The organism is Streptomyces bugieae, assembly GCF_036352915.1.
GTDB classification, from domain to species: domain Bacteria; phylum Actinomycetota; class Actinomycetes; order Streptomycetales; family Streptomycetaceae; genus Streptomyces; species Streptomyces endophytica.
Genome location: NZ_JAZBJP010000067.1, coordinates 1 through 20,761, shown reverse-complemented (window position 1 = coordinate 20,761; position 20,761 = coordinate 1). Strand labels below are relative to the sequence as shown.

At 71.3% G+C, this 20,761-nt stretch carries 16 protein-coding genes and 1 pseudogene; 5 read left to right on the top strand and 12 right to left on the bottom strand.

All coding sequences use genetic code 11. The annotated features are described in order from the left end of the window. Positions 1-35 precede the first annotated feature (35 nt). The gene (locus V2J85_RS39880) at positions 36-1,925 is read left to right on the top strand and encodes a DUF2075 domain-containing protein (RefSeq protein ID WP_330824311.1); all 1,890 of its coding nucleotides are present in this window, start codon (positions 36-38) and stop codon (positions 1,923-1,925) included. Between the two features lie 266 nt (positions 1,926-2,191). On the opposite strand, the gene V2J85_RS39875 is transcribed toward V2J85_RS39880, so the two are convergent. The 3 genes from V2J85_RS39875 to V2J85_RS39865 all read right to left on the bottom strand — a co-directional run bounded on the left by V2J85_RS39875 (position 2,192) and on the right by V2J85_RS39865 (position 8,135). Next, positions 2,192-3,586, bottom strand: a complete 1,395-nt coding sequence (locus V2J85_RS39875) for a class I SAM-dependent RNA methyltransferase (RefSeq protein WP_330824308.1) — start codon at positions 3,584-3,586, stop codon at positions 2,192-2,194. 145 nt (positions 3,587-3,731) lie between these two features. Beyond that, on the bottom strand, positions 3,732-5,783 hold the full coding sequence (locus V2J85_RS39870) for an APC family permease (protein WP_330824307.1): 2,052 nt from the start codon (positions 5,781-5,783) through the stop codon (positions 3,732-3,734). A 264-nt stretch (positions 5,784-6,047) separates the two neighbouring features. Next, positions 6,048-8,135: an NAD-binding protein gene (locus V2J85_RS39865; RefSeq protein WP_330824310.1), complete on the bottom strand. Its 2,088-nt coding sequence runs from the start codon at positions 8,133-8,135 to the stop codon at positions 6,048-6,050. A 330-nt stretch (positions 8,136-8,465) separates the two neighbouring features. Between V2J85_RS39865 and V2J85_RS39860 the strand changes: the two genes are divergently transcribed. Together V2J85_RS39860 and V2J85_RS39855 are read left to right on the top strand one after the other, a co-directional pair. Next, on the top strand, positions 8,466-9,134 hold the full coding sequence (locus V2J85_RS39860; RefSeq protein WP_030412324.1) for a potassium channel family protein: 669 nt from the start codon (positions 8,466-8,468) through the stop codon (positions 9,132-9,134). After that, positions 9,131-9,808: a potassium channel family protein gene (locus tag V2J85_RS39855; protein WP_261955254.1), complete on the top strand. Its 678-nt coding sequence runs from the start codon at positions 9,131-9,133 to the stop codon at positions 9,806-9,808. The genes V2J85_RS39860 and V2J85_RS39855 overlap by 4 nt, the downstream gene beginning before the upstream one ends. A 115-nt stretch (positions 9,809-9,923) precedes the next feature. Here V2J85_RS39855 and V2J85_RS39850 read toward each other — a convergent pair whose 3' ends face one another. From V2J85_RS39850 to V2J85_RS39835, 4 genes are all read right to left on the bottom strand, one after another. Beyond that, complete coding sequence (locus tag V2J85_RS39850) at positions 9,924-10,766, bottom strand: DUF3159 domain-containing protein (protein ID WP_330824306.1); 843 nt, start codon at positions 10,764-10,766, stop codon at positions 9,924-9,926. Between the two features lie 3 nt (positions 10,767-10,769). Then, the gene (locus V2J85_RS39845) at positions 10,770-11,168 is read right to left on the bottom strand and encodes an OB-fold nucleic acid binding domain-containing protein (protein WP_107052695.1); all 399 of its coding nucleotides are present in this window, start codon (positions 11,166-11,168) and stop codon (positions 10,770-10,772) included. Positions 11,169-11,263: 95 nt separating this feature from the next. After that, on the bottom strand, positions 11,264-11,947 hold the full coding sequence (locus tag V2J85_RS39840; protein ID WP_030808251.1) for a response regulator: 684 nt from the start codon (positions 11,945-11,947) through the stop codon (positions 11,264-11,266). 109 nt (positions 11,948-12,056) lie between these two features. Next, a complete protein-coding gene (locus V2J85_RS39835) occupies positions 12,057-14,612 on the bottom strand; it encodes a sensor histidine kinase (RefSeq protein ID WP_261955256.1) in 2,556 nt (851 codons plus the stop codon). Positions 14,613-15,110: 498 nt separating this feature from the next. On the opposite strand from V2J85_RS39835, the gene V2J85_RS39830 reads away from it, so the two are divergent. Beyond that, positions 15,111-15,644: a GNAT family N-acetyltransferase gene (locus V2J85_RS39830; protein ID WP_330824309.1), complete on the top strand. Its 534-nt coding sequence runs from the start codon at positions 15,111-15,113 to the stop codon at positions 15,642-15,644. 97 nt (positions 15,645-15,741) lie between these two features. Here V2J85_RS39830 and V2J85_RS39825 read toward each other — a convergent pair whose 3' ends face one another. Further along, the gene (locus tag V2J85_RS39825; protein ID WP_330824305.1) at positions 15,742-16,317 is read right to left on the bottom strand and encodes a TetR/AcrR family transcriptional regulator; all 576 of its coding nucleotides are present in this window, start codon (positions 16,315-16,317) and stop codon (positions 15,742-15,744) included. A gap of 122 nt (positions 16,318-16,439) precedes the next feature. Here V2J85_RS39825 and V2J85_RS39820 point away from each other — a divergent pair, with 122 nt between their 5' ends. Next, on the top strand, positions 16,440-16,886 hold the full coding sequence (locus V2J85_RS39820) for a DUF1772 domain-containing protein (RefSeq protein ID WP_261955258.1): 447 nt from the start codon (positions 16,440-16,442) through the stop codon (positions 16,884-16,886). 202 nt (positions 16,887-17,088) lie between these two features. Here the strand turns inward: V2J85_RS39820 and V2J85_RS39815 are convergent, their stop codons facing one another. The 4 genes and pseudogenes from V2J85_RS39815 to V2J85_RS39800 all read right to left on the bottom strand — a co-directional run. Beyond that, positions 17,089-17,814 carry an ABC transporter ATP-binding protein gene (locus V2J85_RS39815; protein WP_261957396.1) on the bottom strand — a complete coding sequence of 242 codons (726 nt, stop codon included), beginning with the start codon at positions 17,812-17,814 and terminating at the stop codon, positions 17,089-17,091. 294 nt (positions 17,815-18,108) lie between these two features. Beyond that, the gene (locus V2J85_RS39810; RefSeq protein WP_261955259.1) at positions 18,109-19,317 is read right to left on the bottom strand and encodes an alginate lyase family protein; all 1,209 of its coding nucleotides are present in this window, start codon (positions 19,315-19,317) and stop codon (positions 18,109-18,111) included. A 325-nt stretch (positions 19,318-19,642) separates the two neighbouring features. Next, entirely contained in the window at positions 19,643-20,314 is a 672-nt protein-coding gene (gene kdpC / locus V2J85_RS39805; protein ID WP_330824304.1) for a potassium-transporting ATPase subunit KdpC, read from the bottom strand. 22 nt (positions 20,315-20,336) lie between these two features. Continuing rightward, positions 20,337-20,761 (bottom strand): annotated as a pseudogene (locus V2J85_RS39800) (potassium-transporting ATPase subunit B); the annotation flags it as partial.

The following is a 20,761-nucleotide window of genomic DNA, read 5'->3' as shown; positions in this document are numbered from 1 at the left end:
GCACGAGTCACTTCGTGCTGCCTGGGGGCGTTTTCTTGCTGTTCCGTGAGTCTGCGGCATCGCTGGCCGACCGCACCCACCTCGAAGGACGGCTGGCGGAACTCCTGACAGAGAACTTCCTGCACAAGCACCACCATCGGCCCCAGCCGGCGGAAGTTCGTTCCTGGGAGCGCAGCATCCCGGCGCTGACCAACGCCTTGGTGGAGGCCGGCCTCGGTGAGGTCGAAATGCTGCTTGAGTACGGGCTCCCGCTGACCAGCAAACGCGCTGACGTGATACTCGCCGGGGTGCATCCGAACACCGGTGAGCCGTCGTACGTGGTGGTCGAGCTCAAGCAGTGGAGCGAGGCTTACCCGGAGGACGACGATCCACTGCGCTGCCGCATTCCCGCCTACCCGGCGCCGGTCCTGAACCCGATCGAGCAAGTACGCGGCTACTGTGACTACTTGGTGTCGTTCAACGGAGCGCTGGAGCGCATCCCGGAGTCGGTCTCAGGGGTGGCCTACCTGCACAACGCGACCGAGTTCGGGGTAGCGGGGTTGCGCGCCGTCACCGAGGACCATCGGGGTCGGATGTTCACGGGCGATCAGCGCGGCGCCTTCCTGGGTTACCTGCGCTCGAGGCTGGCGGCGAAGCCGGGCGCGGACGCTGCCGATGCTCTCCTCCAGGGGAAGGTACGGCCGTCCAAGCAGCTCATGTCCGTCGCTGCCGAAGAGGTGCGCAGCCGGGAGCAGTTCGTGCTGCTGGATGAGCAGCGGCTCGCCTACGAGACGGTGATGTCCGCGGTGCGCCAGGCGCGGCGCTCCAACCACAAGCAGGTCGTTGTGGTGGCCGGCGGACCGGGCTCCGGCAAGAGCGTGATCGCCCTGTCCCTGCTGGGGGACCTCTACCGGCGCGGGATTCCGGCCCTGCACGCCACCGGGTCGCAATCGTTCACCAAGACGATGCGCAAGGTCGCCGGCGTCCGGAAGCCCGAGGTCCAGCGGCTCTTCCGCTACTTCAACAGCTTCATGGAAGCCGAGCCCAACGATCTCGACGTCCTGGTCTGCGACGAGGCCCATCGCCTCCGCAAGACCTCTGCCAATCGCTACACCAAGGCTGCGCTGCGCACTGGCCGCCCGCAGGTGGCGGAGCTGATCGACGCCGCCCGGGTGCCCGTGTTCCTGCTGGACCAGCACCAGGTGGTGCGTCCGGGCGAGATGGGGACGGTGGAACAGATTCGGCAGGCCGCGGCCGAGCAGGGGCTGGAGTGCACGGTGGTGGAACTGGACAGTCAGTTCCGGTGCGGTGGCAGCGACGCGTACCTGCGCTGGGTGACCAGCTTGCTGGGGCTGGAAGGCGACGGACCTGTTGTGTGGGAGCCGGACGCCAAGGTGCAGTTGCTGACCGCCGACAGTCCACAGGAGTTGGAAGACTTCCTGGCCGCGCGACGGGGCGAGGGTTTCGGCGCTCGCATGTCCGCCGGCTACTGCTGGAAGTGGACGACGAAGATCACTCCGAGCATGTCCGCACTGCCTGCAGACGTGACCATCGGTCACTGGGCGAGGCCGTGGAACCTCTACGGCGACCGCGCCCTCCTCGGTGCCCCGCCGGCACCGCTCTGGGCCACCGACCCAGCCGGGTTCGGACAGATCGGGTGTGTCTACACAGCACAGGGCTTCGAGTACGACTGGTCGGGCGTGATCATGGGTCCGGACATCGTCTGGCGCACCGACCGCTGGGTCGTGGATCGCACCGCCTCCAAGGACCCCTCCTTCACCAAGTCCACCCCGGACGAGGACGTCGACCGGCTGGTCCGCAACACCTACAAGGTGCTGCTGACCCGGGGCATGATCGGAACCATCATCTACTCGACCGACCGGGAGACCCGCGAGAAGCTCCGCTCTCTGATCCCACGGACTGGCGAGGACTCGGCTCAACTGTGAAGGCGGAGCGGCGGCACGGCGCGTTCTCACCGAGCGGGCTCTGGGCCCCACAGCGTCTCGGTGAGGCGCCCTGGCGCCTGGTCGCCCGCAAGCCGGTCGGCCGCAGCACTCAGTCCGTCGCTGTCATACGCCAAGGTGGACAGGACGGACCGCATCGTCGTAGGACGAGCCCGGTGCGATCCCTCTGAGTCGCTTCCGGGGCTTCCTCCTCCAACAACAGGAATGGGCGTGAAATCGCATTCACGCCCACCCAAATCAAAGCCAGCTCAGCCGTCCTTCTTCACCCGCTCCAAAATCACCACGCACTCCACATGATGCGTCATCGGAAACAGATCAAACGCCCGCATCCGCCGAGGTGCGTACCCCACCTCCGCGAAGTACTTCAGGTCGCGGGCGAGGGCCGCCGGGTCGCAGGCCACGTAGGCGAGGCGGCGGGGGGTGAGGGAGGCGAGGTGGTGGACGGTGGATTTGCCGGCGCCGGCTCGGGGTGGGTCGAGGACGACGAGGTCGACGTCGGTGATGCCGGTGCGGGGGAGGACGGATTCGACCTTGCCGTGTTCGATGCGGACGCGGTCGAGGTCGGCGAGGTTGTGGCGGGCGTCCTCGACGGCGCGCTTGCCGGATTCGATGCCGAGGACCGCGCCCTTGTCGCCGACGCGTTCGGCGAGGGCGCCGGCGAACAGGCCGACGCCGCAGTAGAGGTCGAGGGCCATGTCGCCCTTCTTCGGCATCAGGCCCTGCATGACGGCGTCGACGAGGAGATCGGCGGCCTTCGGGTGGACCTGCCAGAAGCCGCCGTTGCCGACGCGCCAGGTGCGGCCGGCGGCGCGTTCGCGGACGAAGGGGCGGCCGTGGACGCGGTGGACGGCGCCGTCCTTTTCCCCGATGCGCATGACGGAGACCGGCTTGTCGAGTTCGACGATCGGCAGGCGGCCGCCGGGGCGGGGGGTGAGGATGACCTGGCGGTCGTGGGAGCCGGTGGCGGCGATCGCCTCGACGGTGGCGATCTGGGGCCAGTCGCGCTTCTCGACGCCGAGTTCGGACACGCCGGGGGCGGCGATCAGGCAGTGGGTGACCGGCTCGACGTCGTGCGAACGGTGCTTGCGCAGGCCGGCGTGGCCCTCGGCGTCGACGGCGTACTGGACGCGGGTGCGCCAGGCGGGGACCTCGCCGGGGCCGACCTTGTCGCCGGGGGCGGGCTCGACGGTGCCGTCCCAGCCGGCCGCCTCGGGAGTCAGTCCGGCCAGCCGCATCAGCTGCTCGGCCACCACCTCGCCCTTGAGGCGGCGCTGGGCGCCGGGCTTGGCGTGCTGCCAGTCGCAGCCGCCGCAGCGGCCGGGGCCGGAGAACGGGCAGGGGGCCTCGACGCGGTCCTTGGAAGGCTGCAGGATCTCCACGGCGTCGGCGCGGAGGAAGCGGGCGCCTTCTTCGCCCTCGGTGACCCGGGCGATCACGCGCTCACCGGGGAGCGTGTGGCGGACGAAGAGGACCTGGCCCGCTTCGGTACGGGCGATGCAGTGGCCGCCGTGTGCGACCGGGCCGACCTCGACCTCGTACTCCGCGCCGATCAGCGACTTCGCGGCGGCGCCGGCCGGCGGCTCGTCCGCACCGGCCAGGGACTTCTCCTCGCCGGCCAGCGGGTTCTTGGGTTCTTCCGGCATGGCGGGTGGGCTCCTGAGGTGGTGGTACGACGCGACGACGGCCGGCCTCCGGAGGGAGGCCAGCCGTCAAGTCTACGTCCCGGAGCGGTGTGCCCGGTCGCCCGCCCGGCCGGTGATGTGCCGGCCCGCGGTCGCCCGCCCGCCGCTACTTCTTCGTCGCCGCCTTCTCCTTCTTCGGCTGGGCGACCGGTCCGCGGCGTACCGCGCCCGGGGCGTTCCACTCGGCGCGCTTGCGGGCGCGCAGCTTGGCGGCCTCGGAGGAGTCCAGCTGCCAGGGCACGGAGGTGACCATGACGCCGGGGGTGAAGAGGAGGCGGCCCTTGAGGCGGAGGGCGCTCTGGTTGTGCAGGAGGTGCTCGTACCAGTGGCCGACGACGTACTCGGGGATGTAGACGGAGACGGCGTCGCGCGGGCTCTCCCGGCGGAGCGACTTGACGTAGTCGATGATGGGGCGCGTGATCTCGCGGTAGGGCGAGGCCAGGACCTTGAGCGGCACCTCGATGCCGCGGCGCTCCCACTCCTCGCGCAGTGCCTTGGTGTCGGCCTGGTCGACGTCCACGCTGACCGCTTCGAGGGTGTCGGTGCGCATCAGCTTGGCATAGTTCAGGGCCCGCAGCGTGGGCTTGTGCACCTTGGAGACCAGGACGAGGGAGTGCACGCGCGAGGGGCGGGCGACGTCGTCGTCCAGCGTGTCCTCGGCGGCGATCTCGTCGGCAACCCGGTCGTAGTGGCGGCGGATCGCGGTCATGGTGGCGAAGAAGATGACCATGCCGAGCAGGGCCACCCAGGCGCCGTGGGTGAACTTCGTCAGGAGGACGACGACGAGGACGAGCCCGGTGAAGAAGGCACCGAACGCGTTGATCGCGCGGGAGCGGTGCATCCGGTGGCGCTTGGCCGGGTCCTTCTCGGTGCGCAGATGGCGGTTCCAGTGGCGGACCATGCCGGTCTGGCTGAGCGTGAAGGAGACGAAGACGCCGACGATGTAGAGCTGGATCAGGCGGGTGGAGTCCGCGCCGTAGAGGTAGACCAGGACCGCGGCGGCGCCGGCCAGCAGCACGATGCCGTTGGAGAAGGCCAGCCGGTCACCGCGGGTGTGCAGCTGGCGCGGCAGGTAGCGGTCCTGGGCCAGGATCGAGCCGAGCAGCGGGAAGCCGTTGTAGGCGGTGTTGGCGGCCAGGAACAGGACCAGCGCGGTGGCGGCGGCCAGGACGACGAAGAGGAAGCTGCCCTTGCCGAAGACGGCCTCGGCGACCTGGGAGATCACCGGGTTCTGGGTGTAGCCGGAGCCCAGCGGCTTGCCGTTGTTCAGCAGGTCGGTGGCCGGGTTCTCGGCCATCCTGACCCGCGTCGTCATGGCCAGCGCGATGATGCCGCAGAACATGGTCACGGCCAGGCCGCCCATGAGGGCCAGCGTGGTGGCGGCGTTCTTCGACTTGGGCTTGCGGAAGGCCGGGACGCCGTTGGAGATCGCCTCGACTCCGGTGAGCGCGGCACAGCCGGAGGAGAAGGCGCGCAGCAGCAGGAAGATCAGCGCGAAGCCGGCCAGGCCGCCCTGTTCGGCGTGGATGGTGTAGTCGGCGGTGGGGGCCTTCATCGTGTCGCCCATGACCACGGAGCGGATGACGCCCCAGATGATCATGATGAAGACGCCGGCCACGAAGACGTACGTCGGGATCGCGAAGAGCTTGCCGGACTCCTTGACCCCGCGCAGGTTCATCAGGGTCAACAGGACGATGACGGCGATCGCGCAGAACGTCTTGTGCTCGACGACGAACGGGATCGCGGAGCCCAGGTTCTCGATTCCGGAGGAGATGGACACCGCGACGGTCAGGACGTAGTCGACGAGCAGGGCGCTGGCGACGGTGAGACCGGCCTTGGCACCGAGGTTGGTGGTGGCGACCTCGTAGTCACCGCCACCGCTCGGGTAGGCGTGCACGTTCTGCCGGTACGACGCGACGACGGTGAACATCAGCACCACGACCGCGACCGCGATCCAGGGGCTGAAGTTGTAGGCCGACACTCCCGCGACGGACAGGACGAGCAGCACCTCGCCCGGCGCGTAGGCCACGGAGGAGAGCGGGTCGGAGGCGAAGACGGGGAGTGCGATGCGCTTGGGGAGCAGGGTCTCCCCGAGCCGGTCGCTGCGCAGTGCGCGCCCGATCAAGATCCGTTTGGGCACGTCGGTCAGTTTGGACACGCAGAGGATGCTAAGGCTTAGTCAAGCCCCCTGCCCACCCGCCACCCACACGGGGGACCAACCCGCCGTGGCGCGGGCCACACCGGCCCAGGTCGTGAACGGTCCGCGCGCCCGTGCCTGCACAGAATCCGCACGTCGTACGCACAGGAAGCCCGCCGGGAGCGGGGTGCGGGCCGGCTTTCGTGGCCTTCGTCACGTGGGGCGGAGCGGGCGTCGGAGTGCCGCCCCGCGCCGCTGCCCGCTCGCCCGTCGTCCCGGCCGTCGTCACGCCGGGCCGCTCGGCCCTCCCCCGGTGCGCGCCGTGGCCGCCGGTCCGGGGCCGGACGGCCGGGGACGCCGTGAGTGCAGGGCGCCCAGGCCCTGGCGGGTGGCGACCAGCAGCACCCGGTCCTGGGGCCGCAGGACGTAGCCGTCGCCCAGCTCGTGGGCCAGGTGGGCCGGCGCGCGTTCGGCGGCCGGCGGCGGCGCGGCGGCCTGCGCGTCCGGGTCCGGGTCGTCCGGTGCCGAGGTGTCGACGGCCAGCACCCGCAGCCGGCCCGGCCGGCGGACCTCGCCGACCGTACGGCCCTCCAGTGCGGCGTGACCGCGGACCTCGACCCGGGCGACCAGCAGCACCCGGCGCTCGACCGGGATCGCCCCCAGGATCTGCCGTCCCATCATCGCGCCGGCGAAGGCGGGGGCGGCCAGGAAGGAGACGCTGCGGCTGCGGGTCAGCGCCCGGGGGTGCGCGGCGCGCAGGGTGCGGTAGACGGCGGTGGCGAAGCGGTCGTCGAACAGCCGGAGGGTCACCCGCAGCTGCGGGGTGACCGAGCGGGCGTAGAGGGCGGCCTCCAGATTGGTGGTGTCCTCGCTGGTCAGCGCGAGCAGACCGGATGCCCGCCCGATCATCGCGGCCTCCAGGACGCCTTCGTGGGTGACGTCCCCCAGGACGGTCGGCACCCGCAGCCGCCGGGCCAGTGCGAGCCCCCGCGCCTCCGGGTCCGCCTCGATGCACACCACGGGGATGCCCATCTCGTGCAGCCGGGCCAGCACCCGGGTGCCGACCTTGCCCAGGCCCAGCAGCACGACGTGGCCCGACAGCCCGCGCGGCGGCCGGCGCAGTGCCGAGGCGCTGCGGAACGTGCCCAACCCCTCGAACGCCGCGGCGACCAGCACCGGCAGCAGCAGCAGACCGGTCAGGCCGGAGAGCAGTTGGAGGATCTTGCGGGGCAGCGGCTCACCGAGCGCCGGGTCGTTGATCGCGAAGAGGTCCAGCAGCGTGAGGTAGGTGGCGTGCAGCGGGTCCTCGCCGGTGGTGAGCGAGGAGGCGACGGCCAGTGCCAGCACCGCGCCGACGAGGCCGGCCAGCGACCAGCGCAGCCGCCGGGAGAACAGCGAGGCGAGCGGGGCACCGCGGCCGCGCAGCCCTCGCCGGCGCACCGGCCGCCCCGCGCCCGCCCCCGTCCCGGGAGCGGAGCCCGTGCCCGTATAGGAGACGGTCTCCAGGACGATGCGGGCCCGGCCGGCGGCGGCCTCGGCCTCCTCGTCGTCCGGCAGCAGCACCGACCCCTCGTCGGCCAGGGCGCCCGAACTCGGTGTCGCCTCAAGGGAGTTGGTGGCCACCGACGCATGCGGGGCGGCCGCTCCCGGGTCGGCGGCGGAGGCGGGGAGCACCGCCAGCGTGCACAGCTCCGGATCCCCCGCCCGGCCGGGCGGCACCGGCGTACGTTCCACCGCCCGCAGCAGCAGCCCGTCCGCCTCGATGACCTTGCTGGTACCGGCGACCGCGGTGGCGACCAGCGCGGGAGCCACGGTGTCCGCGTCGGACAGCACGGTCGTCGAGGCGTCGACCCCGGCCGCGCCGTCCACGGGCCCGGCGGGCCCGTCCCCGCCGGCACCCAGGGCGGCGACCGCCGCGGCCTGGTCGAGCAGCTCCTCCAGGTGCTGGCCGAGCTTGCGGTTGTAGAGGCGGATGACCAGCCGCAGCCGGGGGTTGAGCCGGCGGGCCCGCAGCGCGGCGTGGATGTTGAGCTCGTCGTCGTCGTAGACCAGGGCCAGCGCCTCCGCACCGGCGATGTCCGCCTCGGTGAGCGCCGCGTCGTCCGGCTGCGCCGCCTCCAGGATCCGCAGCGGCTCGGGCGGCGGCTCGGTGCCCTCACCGGGCGGCTCCGCGGGCAGCGCGGTCCGCGTCATCGCCGCCGACACCCGGCCGAGCAGCGCACCGGCCCGACCCAGCGGGCTGGCCGGCGGCGGGATCCGCGGACGGTGCGGCTCGCGGGCGGACGGGGCCACCAGCGTCACCCGTTCGCCGTAGACGTCCCGGAGCTCGGCGGCGAGCCGGTGGGCGAGCGCATCATCGCCGCAGACCACCATGTGCGGGGCAGCAGAGCCCTGTTGGGGCTGGAGAGGCAGATTGGGCACACCCCGTAGCGTGCCTTACGGGCGGCGGGCGGCGCAGCCCGGCGCGGGAGGCCGTCGCACCGCCCGGCCGATGAGCCCCCGGCTGGTGCCCACCGCGCCCCCTACAGCAGCCGCTCTTACGGCTACGGTTGTACCGGACCACCGGTGCGACCAGCGCCCCCGTTGCCGCACCCGGTCCGTATCGCGAGCTGTGGCTTCGTGTCGCCGGTACTGGGAGAAGGAAGTAGTGAGCAGGGTGTTTGTGCAGGTCAGCGCGCTAGTACAGGGCACGGGGTAATCAGCATGCACATCGTCATCATGGGGTGCGGGCGGGTCGGATCCGCGCTCGCACAGACCCTGGAGAGCCAGGGCCACACCATCGCGGTGGTCGATCAGGACCCGACCGCCTTCCGCCGGCTGGGCTCGTCCTTCGGCGGCCGCCGGGTGACCGGCGTCGGCTTCGACCAGGACACCCTGCGGGAGGCCGGCATCGAGGAGGCGGGTGCCTTCGCGGCCGTCTCCAGCGGTGACAACTCCAACATCATCGCCGCCCGGGTGGCCCGCGAGATGTTCGGTGTCGAGAACGTCGCGGCCCGGATCTACGACCCGCGTCGCGCCGAGGTCTACCAGCGGCTGGGCATCCCCACGGTCGCCACCGTCCGCTGGACGGCCGACCAGATGCTGCGCCGGCTGCTGCCGTCGGGCGCCGAGCCGCTGTGGCGGGACCCCAGCGGCGGCGTCCAGCTCGCCGAGGTGCACACCGCCCCGGCCTGGGTCGGCCACAAGATCAGCAAGCTGCAGGAGGAGACCGGCGTGCGCGTCGCCTTCCTCACCCGGCTGGGCGAGTCGATGCTGCCGACCTCCCAGACGGTGCTGCAGGAAGGCGACCTGGTGCACGTCATGATGCGCACCGACGAGGTCGAGAAGGTCGAGGCGGCATTCGCCACGGGTCCCGAGGAGGCGCACGCATGAGGGTCGCGATTGCGGGCGCGGGCGCGGTGGGTCGTTCCATCGCGGGCGAGCTCCTTGAGAACGGACACGAGATCCTGCTCATCGACAAGGCGCCGACCGCCATCTCGGTCGAGCGGGTGCCGCTCGCGGAGTGGCTGCTGGCCGACGCCTGTGAGATCACCTCGCTCGACGAGGCGGCGCTGCAGCGCTGCAACGTCGTCATCGCGGCGACCGGCGACGACAAGGTCAACCTCGTCGTCTCCCTGCTCGCCAAGACCGAGTACGGCGTGCCGCGGGTGGTCGCCCGGGTGAACAACCCGAAGAACGAGTGGCTGTTCAACGAGTCCTGGGGCGTCGACGTCGCGGTCTCCACGCCGCGTCTGATGTCCGCCCTGGTCGAGGAGGCGGTCAGCGTCGGCGACCTGGTCCGACTGCTGCGCTTCAGCCACGGCGACGCCAACCTCGTCGAGCTGACGCTGCCCCCGGAGGCCGCGCTGGCCGGCACCCGGGTCGGCGATGTGGCCTGGCCCGAGGACACCTCCCTGGTCACGATCATCCGCGGCACGCGGGTGCTCACGCCCAACAAGGAGGACGTCCTGGAGGCGGGCGACGAGCTGCTGTTCGTCGCGGCGCAGTCCCGCGAGGAGCAGCTGGAGGACCTGCTGTCGATGCGGCGCGAGGACGCGGCGGGCTAGCGGGCCCGGTCGTACGGCCGGCACCCGGCGTACGGCGCGGGCACGGACGAAGGGCGCTCCCGGAGATCTCCGGGAGCGCCCTTCGTCGCGTTTCGGCTTTCGGCCGGCGTCGCGGTCAGGACTCGCGGCGGTGGCGGCCCGTCGTTGCCCCGCCGCCGTCCTTCGCCAGTGCCGCCGTGCGTTCCTGCTCCGCCTGCTCCGCCTGCTCCGCCTGCTCGGCCGCCTCCATCTCGGCGAAGACGTCGATCGGCGGCGGTGCCTTCACCAGGAAGACCCAGGTCAGATAGACCGCGAGCAGGAACGGCGGGATCTTCAGCGCGATCAGCACCCAGCCGAGCTGGGTGGTGTCCGCCCACCAGTACAGCGGGAAGAGGATCGCGCACTTGCCGAGCAGGATCAGTCCCCAGGCCCAGCTGGCCTTGGCGTACGCCTTCTTCCGGCCGGGGTTACGGGTGCGCCAGGAGAGGTTCTCCTTGAAGACCGGGCCCAGGATCAGGCCGATCAGCGGCACGCCGGCGAGCGTCGTGACCATGTACGCCACGGCCAGGCCGAGGGTGTAGAGCATGCCGGGGAGGTAGAAGTCCTTGGCGTTGCCCGTCATCATCGCGAAGACCACGCCGAAGGCCACACCGAAGACACCGCCGAAGGCGTGCTTGACGGTGTCCCTGCGGACCAGGCGGACGGCCGCCAGCACCAGCGAGACGGCCAGCGCGGCGATCGCCGAGACGTGCAGGTCCTTGTTGACCGTGAAGATCGCGACGAAGAGCAGGCCGGGGAGCACCGTCTCCACCAGGCCCCGCACACCGCCGAACGCCTCGAACAGCGCCGCCTCGGTCACCTCCCGGCCGGCTCCGCCGCCGTCGTCCGGCGGGGCCGGGGCGGTGGGGGCGGGGTCGGCGCCGGGGGTGGCGCCGGCGGCGGCGTGCGGATCGGTGGTCGGTCGGTCGTAAGACGTCACCGGCTACTCCTGTCCGAGCGGTCGGAGTTCGTACTTCGGATTGAAGAGCACCCGGCGTCCGTGACTCAGCGAGATCCGGCCCGAGGCGATGAGCTTACGGCCCGGCTCGATGCCGACGATGGAGCGGCGGCCGAGCCACACCACGTCGAGCGCGGCGGAGCCGTCGAACAGCTCCGCCTCCAGCGCGGGCACACCGGCACGGGGCCGCAGCGTGACATGCCGCAGGGTGCCGGTGACCTTGACTATCTGGCGGTCGTCGCAGTCGCAGATGCGGGTGCACCCCGCGTCCTCCGCGTCCTGCTGCAACTCGGCGGACTGCAGCTCCTCCTCGGAGGAGGACAGCCTGTCGAGCATCCGGCGAAAGCGACCGGCCGGCTTCTCGGGTCGGGTCCCAGCACTCATAAAGCCAGCGTACCGGTGCCCGGGTCCGCGGATCACGGCGTCCACAGGGAGATCGCCACCGCGGGCACCGCCCGGCCCCCGTCCTCCCCGCCGGCTCACTGCTCGAAGCGGTACCCCATCCCCGGCTCGGTGATGAAGTGCTTCGGGTGCGAGGGGTCGCTCTCCAGCTTGCGGCGGAGCTGGGCCATGTAGACCCGCAGATAGTTCGTCTCGGTGCCGTAGGACGGGCCCCAGACCTCCTGGAGCAGCTGCTTCTGGCTGACCAGCCGGCCCGCGTTGCGGACCAGGACCTCCAGGAGGTGCCATTCGGTGGGGGTCAGCCGGATGTCCCGACCGCCGCGGTTGACCTTCTTCGCGGCGAGGTCGACGGTGAAGCCCTCGGTCTCCACGACCACGGCGGTGTCGGCCGGCCCGGTCGGCTCGGCCCGGCGCACCGCCGCCCGCAGCCGGGCCAGCAGCTCGTCCATGCCGAACGGCTTGGTGACGTAGTCGTCCGCGCCCGCGTCCAGCGCCTCCACCTTCTCGTCGGAGGTCTGCCGGGCGGAGAGCACCAGGATCGGCACCCGGGTCCAGCCCCGCAGCCCCTTGATCACTTCGACGCCGTCCATGTCGGGCAGGCCGAGGTCCAGGACGATGACGTCGGGGTGGCGGGCGGCGGCGAGCTTGAGGGCGGTGGCCCCGTCGGGGGCGGCGTCGACCTCGTACTTGCGCGCCTTCAGGTTGATCACGAGGGCGCGAACGATCTGCGGCTCGTCATCGACCACAAGCACCCGGTTCACTGGCGATCTCCTCGTGGTGTGGTGTCGGGTCCCGGCGGGACGGGGTCGGTGCGTTTCCCGGCGGGGCGGCCCGCAGGACGTGGGGTGGGGGGCGGCGGTGGGGTCCGGCTCATGTCGTGACCTGGGCCGGGAGGTCGGGCCGGACCGGCGGACGGCCGCCCGCGGCCCGGAGCGTGAGGACCATCGTCATACCGCCCCCCGGGGTGTCCTCCGCGGCCAGCGTGCCGCCCATCGCCTCCGCGAAGCCCCGGGCCACGGCGAGCCCCAGTCCCACGCCGGCGCCGCGCGGGACGTCGCCGTAGCGCTGGAACGGCTCGAAGATGCGGTCCTTGGCGCTGTCCGGCACGCCCGGACCGCGGTCGGCGATCCGCAGCTCCACCCGGTCGCCGAGCGCGCTGGCCGCGACCAGCACCGCTTCCCCGTCCGGGCTGTACTTCACGGCGTTCTCGACGAGATTGGCGACCGAACGTTCCAGCAGTCCGGGGTCGACCGCGACCATCGGCAGCTCTTCCGGGATGTCCAGAGTGACGCTGCCCTCCGGTACGCCGCCCAGCGCCATCGGCACGACCTCGTCGAGGTCGATCTCGCGGATCAGCGGGGTGACCGTGCCGGTCTGCAGCCGGGACATGTCCAGGAGGTTGCCCACCAGGTGGTCCAGCCGGTCCGCGCCGGCCTCGATACCCGCCAGCAGCTCCGCCTCGTCCTCCGGCGACCAGGCCACGTCGTCCGAACGCAGGGAGGTGACCGAGGCCTTGATGCTCGCCAGCGGCGTCCGCAGGTCGTGGCTGACCGCGGCCAGCAGCGCCGTCCGGATGCGGTTGCCCTCGGCCAGCTCCCGGGCCCGTTCCGCCTCCCCGACCAGCCGCTGCCGGTCGAGGACGACGGCGGCCTGGGCGGCGAAGGCGGCCAGCACCCGGCGGTCCTCGGCGGGCAGCACCCGCCCGGTCAGCGCCAGCGCCATGTGGTCGCCCACCGGCATGTCGACGTCCGCGTCCTCCGGGCGCTGCAGCGGCTCGCCCTTGTCGGAGCCGCCGGCCCGGCCCGCGCAGGTCCACGGGTCGACGTCGCTGCTCCGCTCCAGCAGCGCCACGGTGTCCATGCCGAAGGTCTCCCGGACCCGCTCCAGCAGGGCGTTCAGCGTCGTCTCGCCGCGCAGCACGCTGCCGGCGAGGAAGGACAGGATCTCCGACTCGGCACGCAGCCGGGCCGCCTGGTGGGTGCGGCGGGCGGCCAGGTCGACCACCGAGGCGACCGACACCGCGACCGCGAAGAAGATCGCGATGGCGACGATGTTCTGCGGGTCGCTGATGGTGAGGGTGTGGGTCGGGGGCGTGAAGTAGAAGTTCAGCAGCAGCGAGCCGACCGCCGCGGACGCCAGCGCCGGCAGCTGCCCGCCGAGCAGCGCCGCGACGACGGTCAGGAAGAGGAACAGCAGGACGTCGTTGGCCAGCCCGGGCCCGTTGGCGAGGCCGGACAGCAGCAGCGAGAGCAGCGCCGGGCCGACCACGCCGACCAGCCAGCCGGCGATGATCCGGGCCCGCCCCAGTCGCGCACCGCGCGCCACCGGCAGCCCACGGCCCTTGGCGACCTCCTCGTGGGTGACGATGTGCACGTCGAGGTCCGGCCCCGATTCACGGGCGACGGTCGCCCCCACCCCGGGCCCGAAGACGTACTGCCAGGTCTTGCGGCGGCTGGACCCCAGCACGATCTGCGTGGCGTTCACCCCGCGCGCGAACTCCAGCAGCGCACTCGGTATGTCGTCCCCGATGACGTGGTGGAACGTCCCGCCGAGGTCCTCCACCAGGGTCCGCTGGACGGCGAGTTCCTTGGGCGAGGCGGAGGTCAGCCCGTCACTGCGGGCTATGTAGACGGCCAGCACCTCGCTGCCCGAACCCTTGGCCGCCATCCGGGCGGCGCGGCGGATGAGCGTACGGCCCTCGGGGCCCCCGGTCAGGCCGACCACGATCCGCTCGCGGGCCTGCCAGGTCGACCGGATCGAGTGCTCCGCGCGGTACTCCTGGAGGTACTCGTCGACGCGGTCGGCGACCCAGAGGAGCGCCAGCTCGCGCAGCGCGGTGAGGTTGCCCGGCCGGAAGTAGTTCGACAGGGCGGCGTCCACCTTGTCGGGCTGGTAGATGTTCCCGTGCGCCATCCGGCGCCGGATCGCCTGGGGCGACATGTCGACCAGCTCGATCTGGTCGGCCCGCCGCACCACCTCGTCCGGCACGGTCTCGCGCTGCCGGACGCCCGTTATGGACTCGACGACGTCCCCGAGCGACTCCAGGTGCTGGATGTTCACCGTCGAGATGACATCGATGCCGGCTTCCAGCAGCTCCTCGATGTCCTGCCAGCGCTTGGCGTTGCGCGAACCGGGCACGTTGGTGTGGGCCAACTCGTCGACCACGGCCACGGCGGGCTTGCGTTCCAGCGCCGCGTCCACGTCCATTTCGGTGAAAACCGAGCCGCGGTACGTCAGCTCGCGGCGCTGGATCTGCTCCAGGCCGTGCAGCATGACCTCCGTACGGGGCCGCCCGTGGTGCTCGACGAACGCCACCGCGACGTCCGTGCCCCGCTCCACGCGCCGGTGCGCCTCGGACAGCATCGCGTAGGTCTTGCCGACGCCGGGCGCCGCCCCGAGATAGATCCGTAGCTTGCCGCGTGCCATGGCCCCATTGTCTTACGTGAAGGCCGCCCCCACCGGGCTGGCCTGCTGCGACCCTATCGACCCCACAAGGGAACAAAAGCCGCAGTTGACGACTTCACCCCCGGTCTTGACGCGACTCTGATACGGGCGCCCGTAACCGGTCCGACAAGGGGCTGGGCATCCGGCCAGGCACTTGTCGGACCGGCGCTTCCGGACCGGTGTTTCCGGACCGGTGTTTCCGGACCGGCGCTTTCGGACCGGTGCTTCTGGACCCGCGGGGGTGGCGAGCGGCCGAAGGACGTCGCTCCTCCCCGGCCGCTCCCTCTCCGTTCTCGCCCTCCACTCCCCTCCGTTCCGGTCCGCTCCCGTCCGTTCGCCGCGGCGAAAACACCTCGCCAGACGTCACGACCGGCTGCGACGATGCCCCTCATGACGGACGCCGCGCCCGCACCCGAGCCCACCACCGGCACCAGCACCAGCCACTCCCCCGCGCCCGGAGGAGATCTGACGACGGGCCGCATGACCGCGGTGCGGGTCGCACACACCGCCGACCTGGACGCCGCCACGCTCGAGGCGGTGCGCGCCCTCCTCTACGACGTCTTCGACGACATGACCGGGGAGGACTGGGACCACGCCCTCGGCGGTCTGCACGCCCTGGCCTACGAGGACGGCGAACTCGTCGGCCACGCCTCCGTCATCCAGCGCCGGCTGCTGCACGGCGGCCGGGCCCTGCGCTGCGGGTACGTCGAGGGGGTCGGGGTACGCGCGGACCGGCGCGGGCGGGGCCACGGGGCGGCCATGATGGCCGCGCTGGAACGAGTGATCCGCAAGGCCTACGACCTCGGCGCGCTCGGCGCCTCCGACGAGGCCGCCGCCTTCTACGCCGCCCGCGGCTGGCAGCAGTGGCGCGGCCGCTCCTGGACCCTCACCCCGTCCGGCGTCCGGCGCACCGCCGACGAGGACGACTGCCTCTACGTCCTGCCGACCCCCGCCGCCACCCTGGACCTCGACTCCGACCTCACCTGCGACTGGCGCGACGGCGACGTCTGGTAGCGACGACTTCCGGCAACGGCGGGCGGGGCCGGGCTGACGCGCCGCCAGCGACCGGAGGGCGATGGCGGTGGCCGGCCGGGATCCAGCCGTGTCGGCGTCACCGCGGGACGAAGCGGTCGACCAGGAGGGTGAGGCGGTCGGGGGCCCGGTCGGCGGGCAGGCGCCCGGCGCGGGTGAGGGTGACCAGTCCGTGCAGCGCGGCCCAGAACGTCTCGACGAACAGGCCCGGTTCGTCGGGGTGCGCATGGTCGACGAGCGGGTCCACCAGGGCCTGGAACGCCTCGCGCAGCGGCGCGGGCGTGGCCTCGTCGGCGAACGGGAGACCGTTGTCGAGGCTGAACATCGCGTCGTACAGGGCGGGATTGCGCGCGGCGAAGTCGATGTAGGCGCGGGCCAGCGCGGCGACCGCCTCCCGGCCGGCGGGCCCTTCCGGCGCCGCGGCGCGCAGCGCGGCCGTCAGCTCGGCGAACCCTTCCAGCGCGATCGCTCCGACGATCTCCTTCTTGCCCCGGAAGTGGCTGTAGAGCACGGGCTGGCTGTACTCGATCTGCTCGGCGAGGCGCCGCGTGGTGACGGCGTCCCATCCGTGCGTCTCGGCCAGCTCGCGGGCCGTGGAGACGATCAGCCTGTGGCGGTGGGCCCGCTCGCGTTCCTTGCGTTCACGTACCGGCATGACTCGATGCTAGCACCGCTAGACAAAGGAGCAATGAAACCTCTAGCATCGAACCAGAACCTAGCGACGCTAGAAGTCGGCGGTCGTCAGCCCGCTGACACTTCGAGCCCTTGGGAGGGGACATGCACAACGCACTGGCTGTCGTCACGGTGGTCGTGGTCGGACTGATGGTGGGCGTGGAGTTCGCGGTGGCGGTGTTCGTCAACCCGATCCTCGACCGGCTCCCGAACGACGGCGGACTCGACGCCCGAAGCGACGGGGCACGCGTCCTCGGCCGGGTCATGCCGTTCTGGTACATCGGCTCGGTCGTCCTCGGCGCGGCGTGGTCCGCACTGACCTGGGGCGACCAGGGCGCATCACTCATCGCCGTGGGCACGGTGCTGCTCGTACTGAGCGTGGTGATGTCGATCCTGCTGCTCGTACCGATCAACTCACGCGTCGCGACCTGGTCGAAGGAGGGCGTACCCGCCGACTGGAAGCAGCAGGTGGGCCGATGGGACCGCTTCCACTACGTCCGCGTGGCCATCATCGTGCTCGCGTTCGTACTGTTCACGGTCGCGCTGATCTGACGCCCCACCAGGCCGGTCACCGCGGCACCCTTGGAGCCGCCGGACCTGCCGCCGCGCACCGTGGCGCCCTGCGCCGTCCGTATTGGCCGCCCTGGCCCGAAGCGACTCGGGAAGGGGCGGCCATGCGCGCGTCCGGCTGGGTGCGGGGGGGCGGGCCATGACCAGTCCTTCCACTACGCCCTCGCGACCCTGACGAACCGCCCTAGCCGCGCTGTCCCGCCTGGCTCGGCTCGCCCTCTCGGCTGTGCGCTCCCTCCTCCGTGATCAACCCGTCGTTGAGCGTGAGGACGCGGTCGGCCAGGCCCAGGAGGGTGTTGTCGTGGGTGGCGACCAGGGCCGTGACGCCCTCGCTGCGGACGACGGCGCGCAGCAGTTCCATCACCTCCAGGCCGGTTTCCGCGTCGAGTTGGCCGGTGGGCTCGTCGGCTATGAGCAGCGCCGGGCGATTGGCCAGCGCGCGGGCTATCGCGACGCGTTGTTGCTGGCCGCCGGAGAGTTCGCCCGGGCGCTGCCGGGCGTGGTCGGCGAGGCCGACCAGTGACAGCAGCAGCGCGACCCGTTCTTCTCGCTCACGCGCCGGGACCTTGCGGAGCCGCAAGGGCACTCCGACGTTCTCGGCGGCGCTCAGGATCGGTATCAGTCCGAACGACTGGAAGACGAAGCCGATGCGGTCGCGACGCATTTCCAGCAGTCCGGTCTCACCGAGGTCGGCGAGCGGGGTGCCGTCGACGGTGATGCGTCCGGAGTCCGGGGTGTCCAGGCCGCCGATGAGGTTGAGGAGCGTCGTCTTGCCGGATCCGGAACGGCCGCGCAGGGCCACCAGTTCGCCGCGCGGGACGCGGCAGGACACTCCGCGGAGCGCGTGCACGGCACCGGCGTCGCTGCCCGCACTGCCGTAACTGCGGTGCAGGTCCTCGACGATGACCATCGTCGAGGCGTCACCACTCACCTCATCTCCTCCGGGTGCGTTGGACGTGTCCGACGACGCCGACGTGTCCCCCGCACCGCCCGTGTCCGGTCGGGATGCGCTTCCCCCGCTGTGCATGATCCGTCCCCCCAGTCCCCTTGCGGCATCGGTCCGCCGCGCCGGCCGGGCACCCTCGGCGGTGCCTGCCGATGGCGTCAGTATGCGTACCGCGCAGTTCGGCAGGCAACGCCTGTGGATAACTCTCGGGCGGGGCCTCGGGCGGGGCCATGGGCGCCAACGCCCGTCCGAATTCCGTCAGTTCGGGTTCTCGGCGTGGGTCAAGGTCTCCCAGGCCACGAAGAGGTTGTTGGAGCCTGCCGGGCGCTGCTGTTCGGTGAGCTTCTGCGTGCTCGGCATGGCGTGGTGCAGGCGGTTGTGCAGGGCGTTGTAGCCGACCTCGGTGACAGGGCCCAGGCCGCGCTTGACGGTGCCGCCGCACAGCCAGGACGGCGGGGCGGTGCCGAGTTCGTAGGTGGCCTGGAAGCCGAGTGCGTGGCGCAGCCGTTCGGCGACCTCGGGGTAGAGGTCCTGGCCCTGCAGGCGGGTGGTCTCGGCGATGTGGGAGATGGCCGACAGGCCGTATCCGGTGTGGGTGAAGTCCCGGCAGGTTTCCTGGGTGAGGCCGTCGACGAAGGTGGACTGGCCCTGCCAGTACTTGATGATCTTGTCGCGGGTGTTCAGGCCGCTGCCCGGTGTGGTCCTGGGCAGATCACCGTCGGACGTGAGGTAGATGTACGCGGGCACGCGGGCGCGGAAGGTGGCGAGGGCCTTGTCGTAGGAGGTCTTGTCCTCCAGGAAGACGGAGATGCCGACGGCGGCCTCCATCATGCTCAGTTCCCAGTTCCCGTTGCTGTGCGAGCCGTTGATGACCTCGGGGAGGTAGACGGTGCGCAGCATGCCGGCGAAGCGGTCGATGCGGTTCTTCGGCCAGCCGTCGTACGTGTAGCGGATGATCTCGGCGGCGCGCGGCCAGGAGGAGCCCGCCCAGCCGGTCTGTAGTGGGGCGTTGCTGTTGGTGTGCTCCTTGAGGGTGGCGGACCAGGCGTCCATGATCTGGATCGCCTTGTCGGCGTACCTGCTGTCGCGGGTGAGGTACCAGGCCAGCGAGAGGGTGTAGGCGGCGAGGGCGTCCTCGCGTTCGTCGGTGCAGCCGTGGTTGGGCTTGGAGTACGGGCCGCATTCGACGGTGGCGCGGGGTTCGGGGGTGCGGGAGAGCGAGGCGTAGGGGCTCGCCATCATCGCGTCGAAGGCGCTCTTCCAGGGCTGGGAACCGGAGTTGACCTTGCCGCGGACGTGGTCGAGCTGACGGGTGCCGACGAGGACGCCGGGGTGGGTGAAGGTCGCCGGTGCCGCCGCGGACGGTTTCGGGGCCGCCGGGGCCGCGGTGGACGGGGCGCCTATGAGGAGGCCCGCGGTCAGGGCGCCGGCCAGTGCTCCGGCGACGAGGGTGAACGTTCTGCGCATGGGGGGTGGGCGCCTTCCTGCCGAGATGCTCAAGGGGACGAACGAGGAGCTGTTCTCGTACATGAATGACAGGCGTTGACATGAACGCGCGTCATGGCTGGGGAAAGTAGGGCCAAGGCGACGCCTCGTCAAGGTGTGTGGCAGGAAGTCAACACGGAGGTGTGGTGGGTCCACCCGGCCGTCACAACTGCCCGACGGGCAGGGCGCGTTCAGATACCTGAAAGCAGAAAGCGGCCCCCGAGAAGAAGCTCCCCGGAGGCCGCCCGCCACCCGTCGTTCGGCTCAGCCATCGTTCGGCTCAGCCATCGTTCCGCTCAGCCCCTGTTCAGCCCTTCTCCCCTTGCCCCCGCGCCAGGTCCCGCAGCGCAACGTTCAACTCCAGTACGTTCACCCGCGGTTCGCCGAGGAAGCCGAGGGTCCGGCCGTCCGTGTGCCGGGTGACGAGCCGGCGCACCGTGGTTGCCGGGAGGTGGTTCTCCTTGGCGACGCGGGCGGCCTGGAGTTGTGCGTACGCCGGGGAGATGTCCGGGTCGAGGCCGGAGCCGGACGAGGTGACGGCGTCGGCAGGGACCTTCGACTCGGGGACGCCGTAGGTCTCGGCGACCCACTTCTTGCGTTCCCGGACCGCCTTGAGCAGGTCGGTGTTGCTGGCGCCCAGGTTGGAGGCCCCGGAGACCTGCAGGTCGTACTGGGTGTTGACGCCGTTGGCCCGGTTGCTGCCGAGCCCCGCGGAGGGACGCGGCTGGAAGAACCGCAGGTCGGGGATCGGGTTGCCCTGTTTGTCGGTGCCCTTGTCGTAGCGCTGGCCGAGGAGCGAGGAGCCGACGACCTTGCCGTGGGAGCGGACCTCGGACCCGTTGGCCCGGTCGGGGAAGGCCGCCTGGGCCACGCCGGTGACCACGAGCGGATAGATGACGCCGCACACCACGGTCAGGACGAGCAGGGCGCGCAGGCCGGCGCCGATCAACCGGGCGGTGCTGCGTACCGAGTTGTTCATGGCGGTTACCACGCTTTCCGCATCAGTGCAGCCCGGGAATGAGGGAGATGAGCAGGTCGATGAGTTTGATGCCGAGGAAGGGGGCGACCAGGCCACCGAGGCCGTAGACGGTCAGGTTGCGGCGGAGCATCCTGTCGGCGCTGACCGGGCGGTACTGCACGCCCTTGAGGGCGAGCGGCACCAGCGCGATGATGATCAGCGCGTTGAAGATGATCGCCGACAGGATGGCGGAGTTGGGGCTGGACAGCCGCATGATGTTGAGGGTGTCCAGCCCCGGGTAGGCCACCGCGAACATCGCCGGGATGATGGCGAAGTACTTGGCGACGTCGTTGGCGATCGAGAAGGTGGTCAGCGCGCCCCGGGTGATCAGGAGCTGTTTGCCGATCTCGACGATCTCGATGAGCTTGGTCGGGTTGGAGTCGAGGTCGACCATGTTGCCGGCCTCCT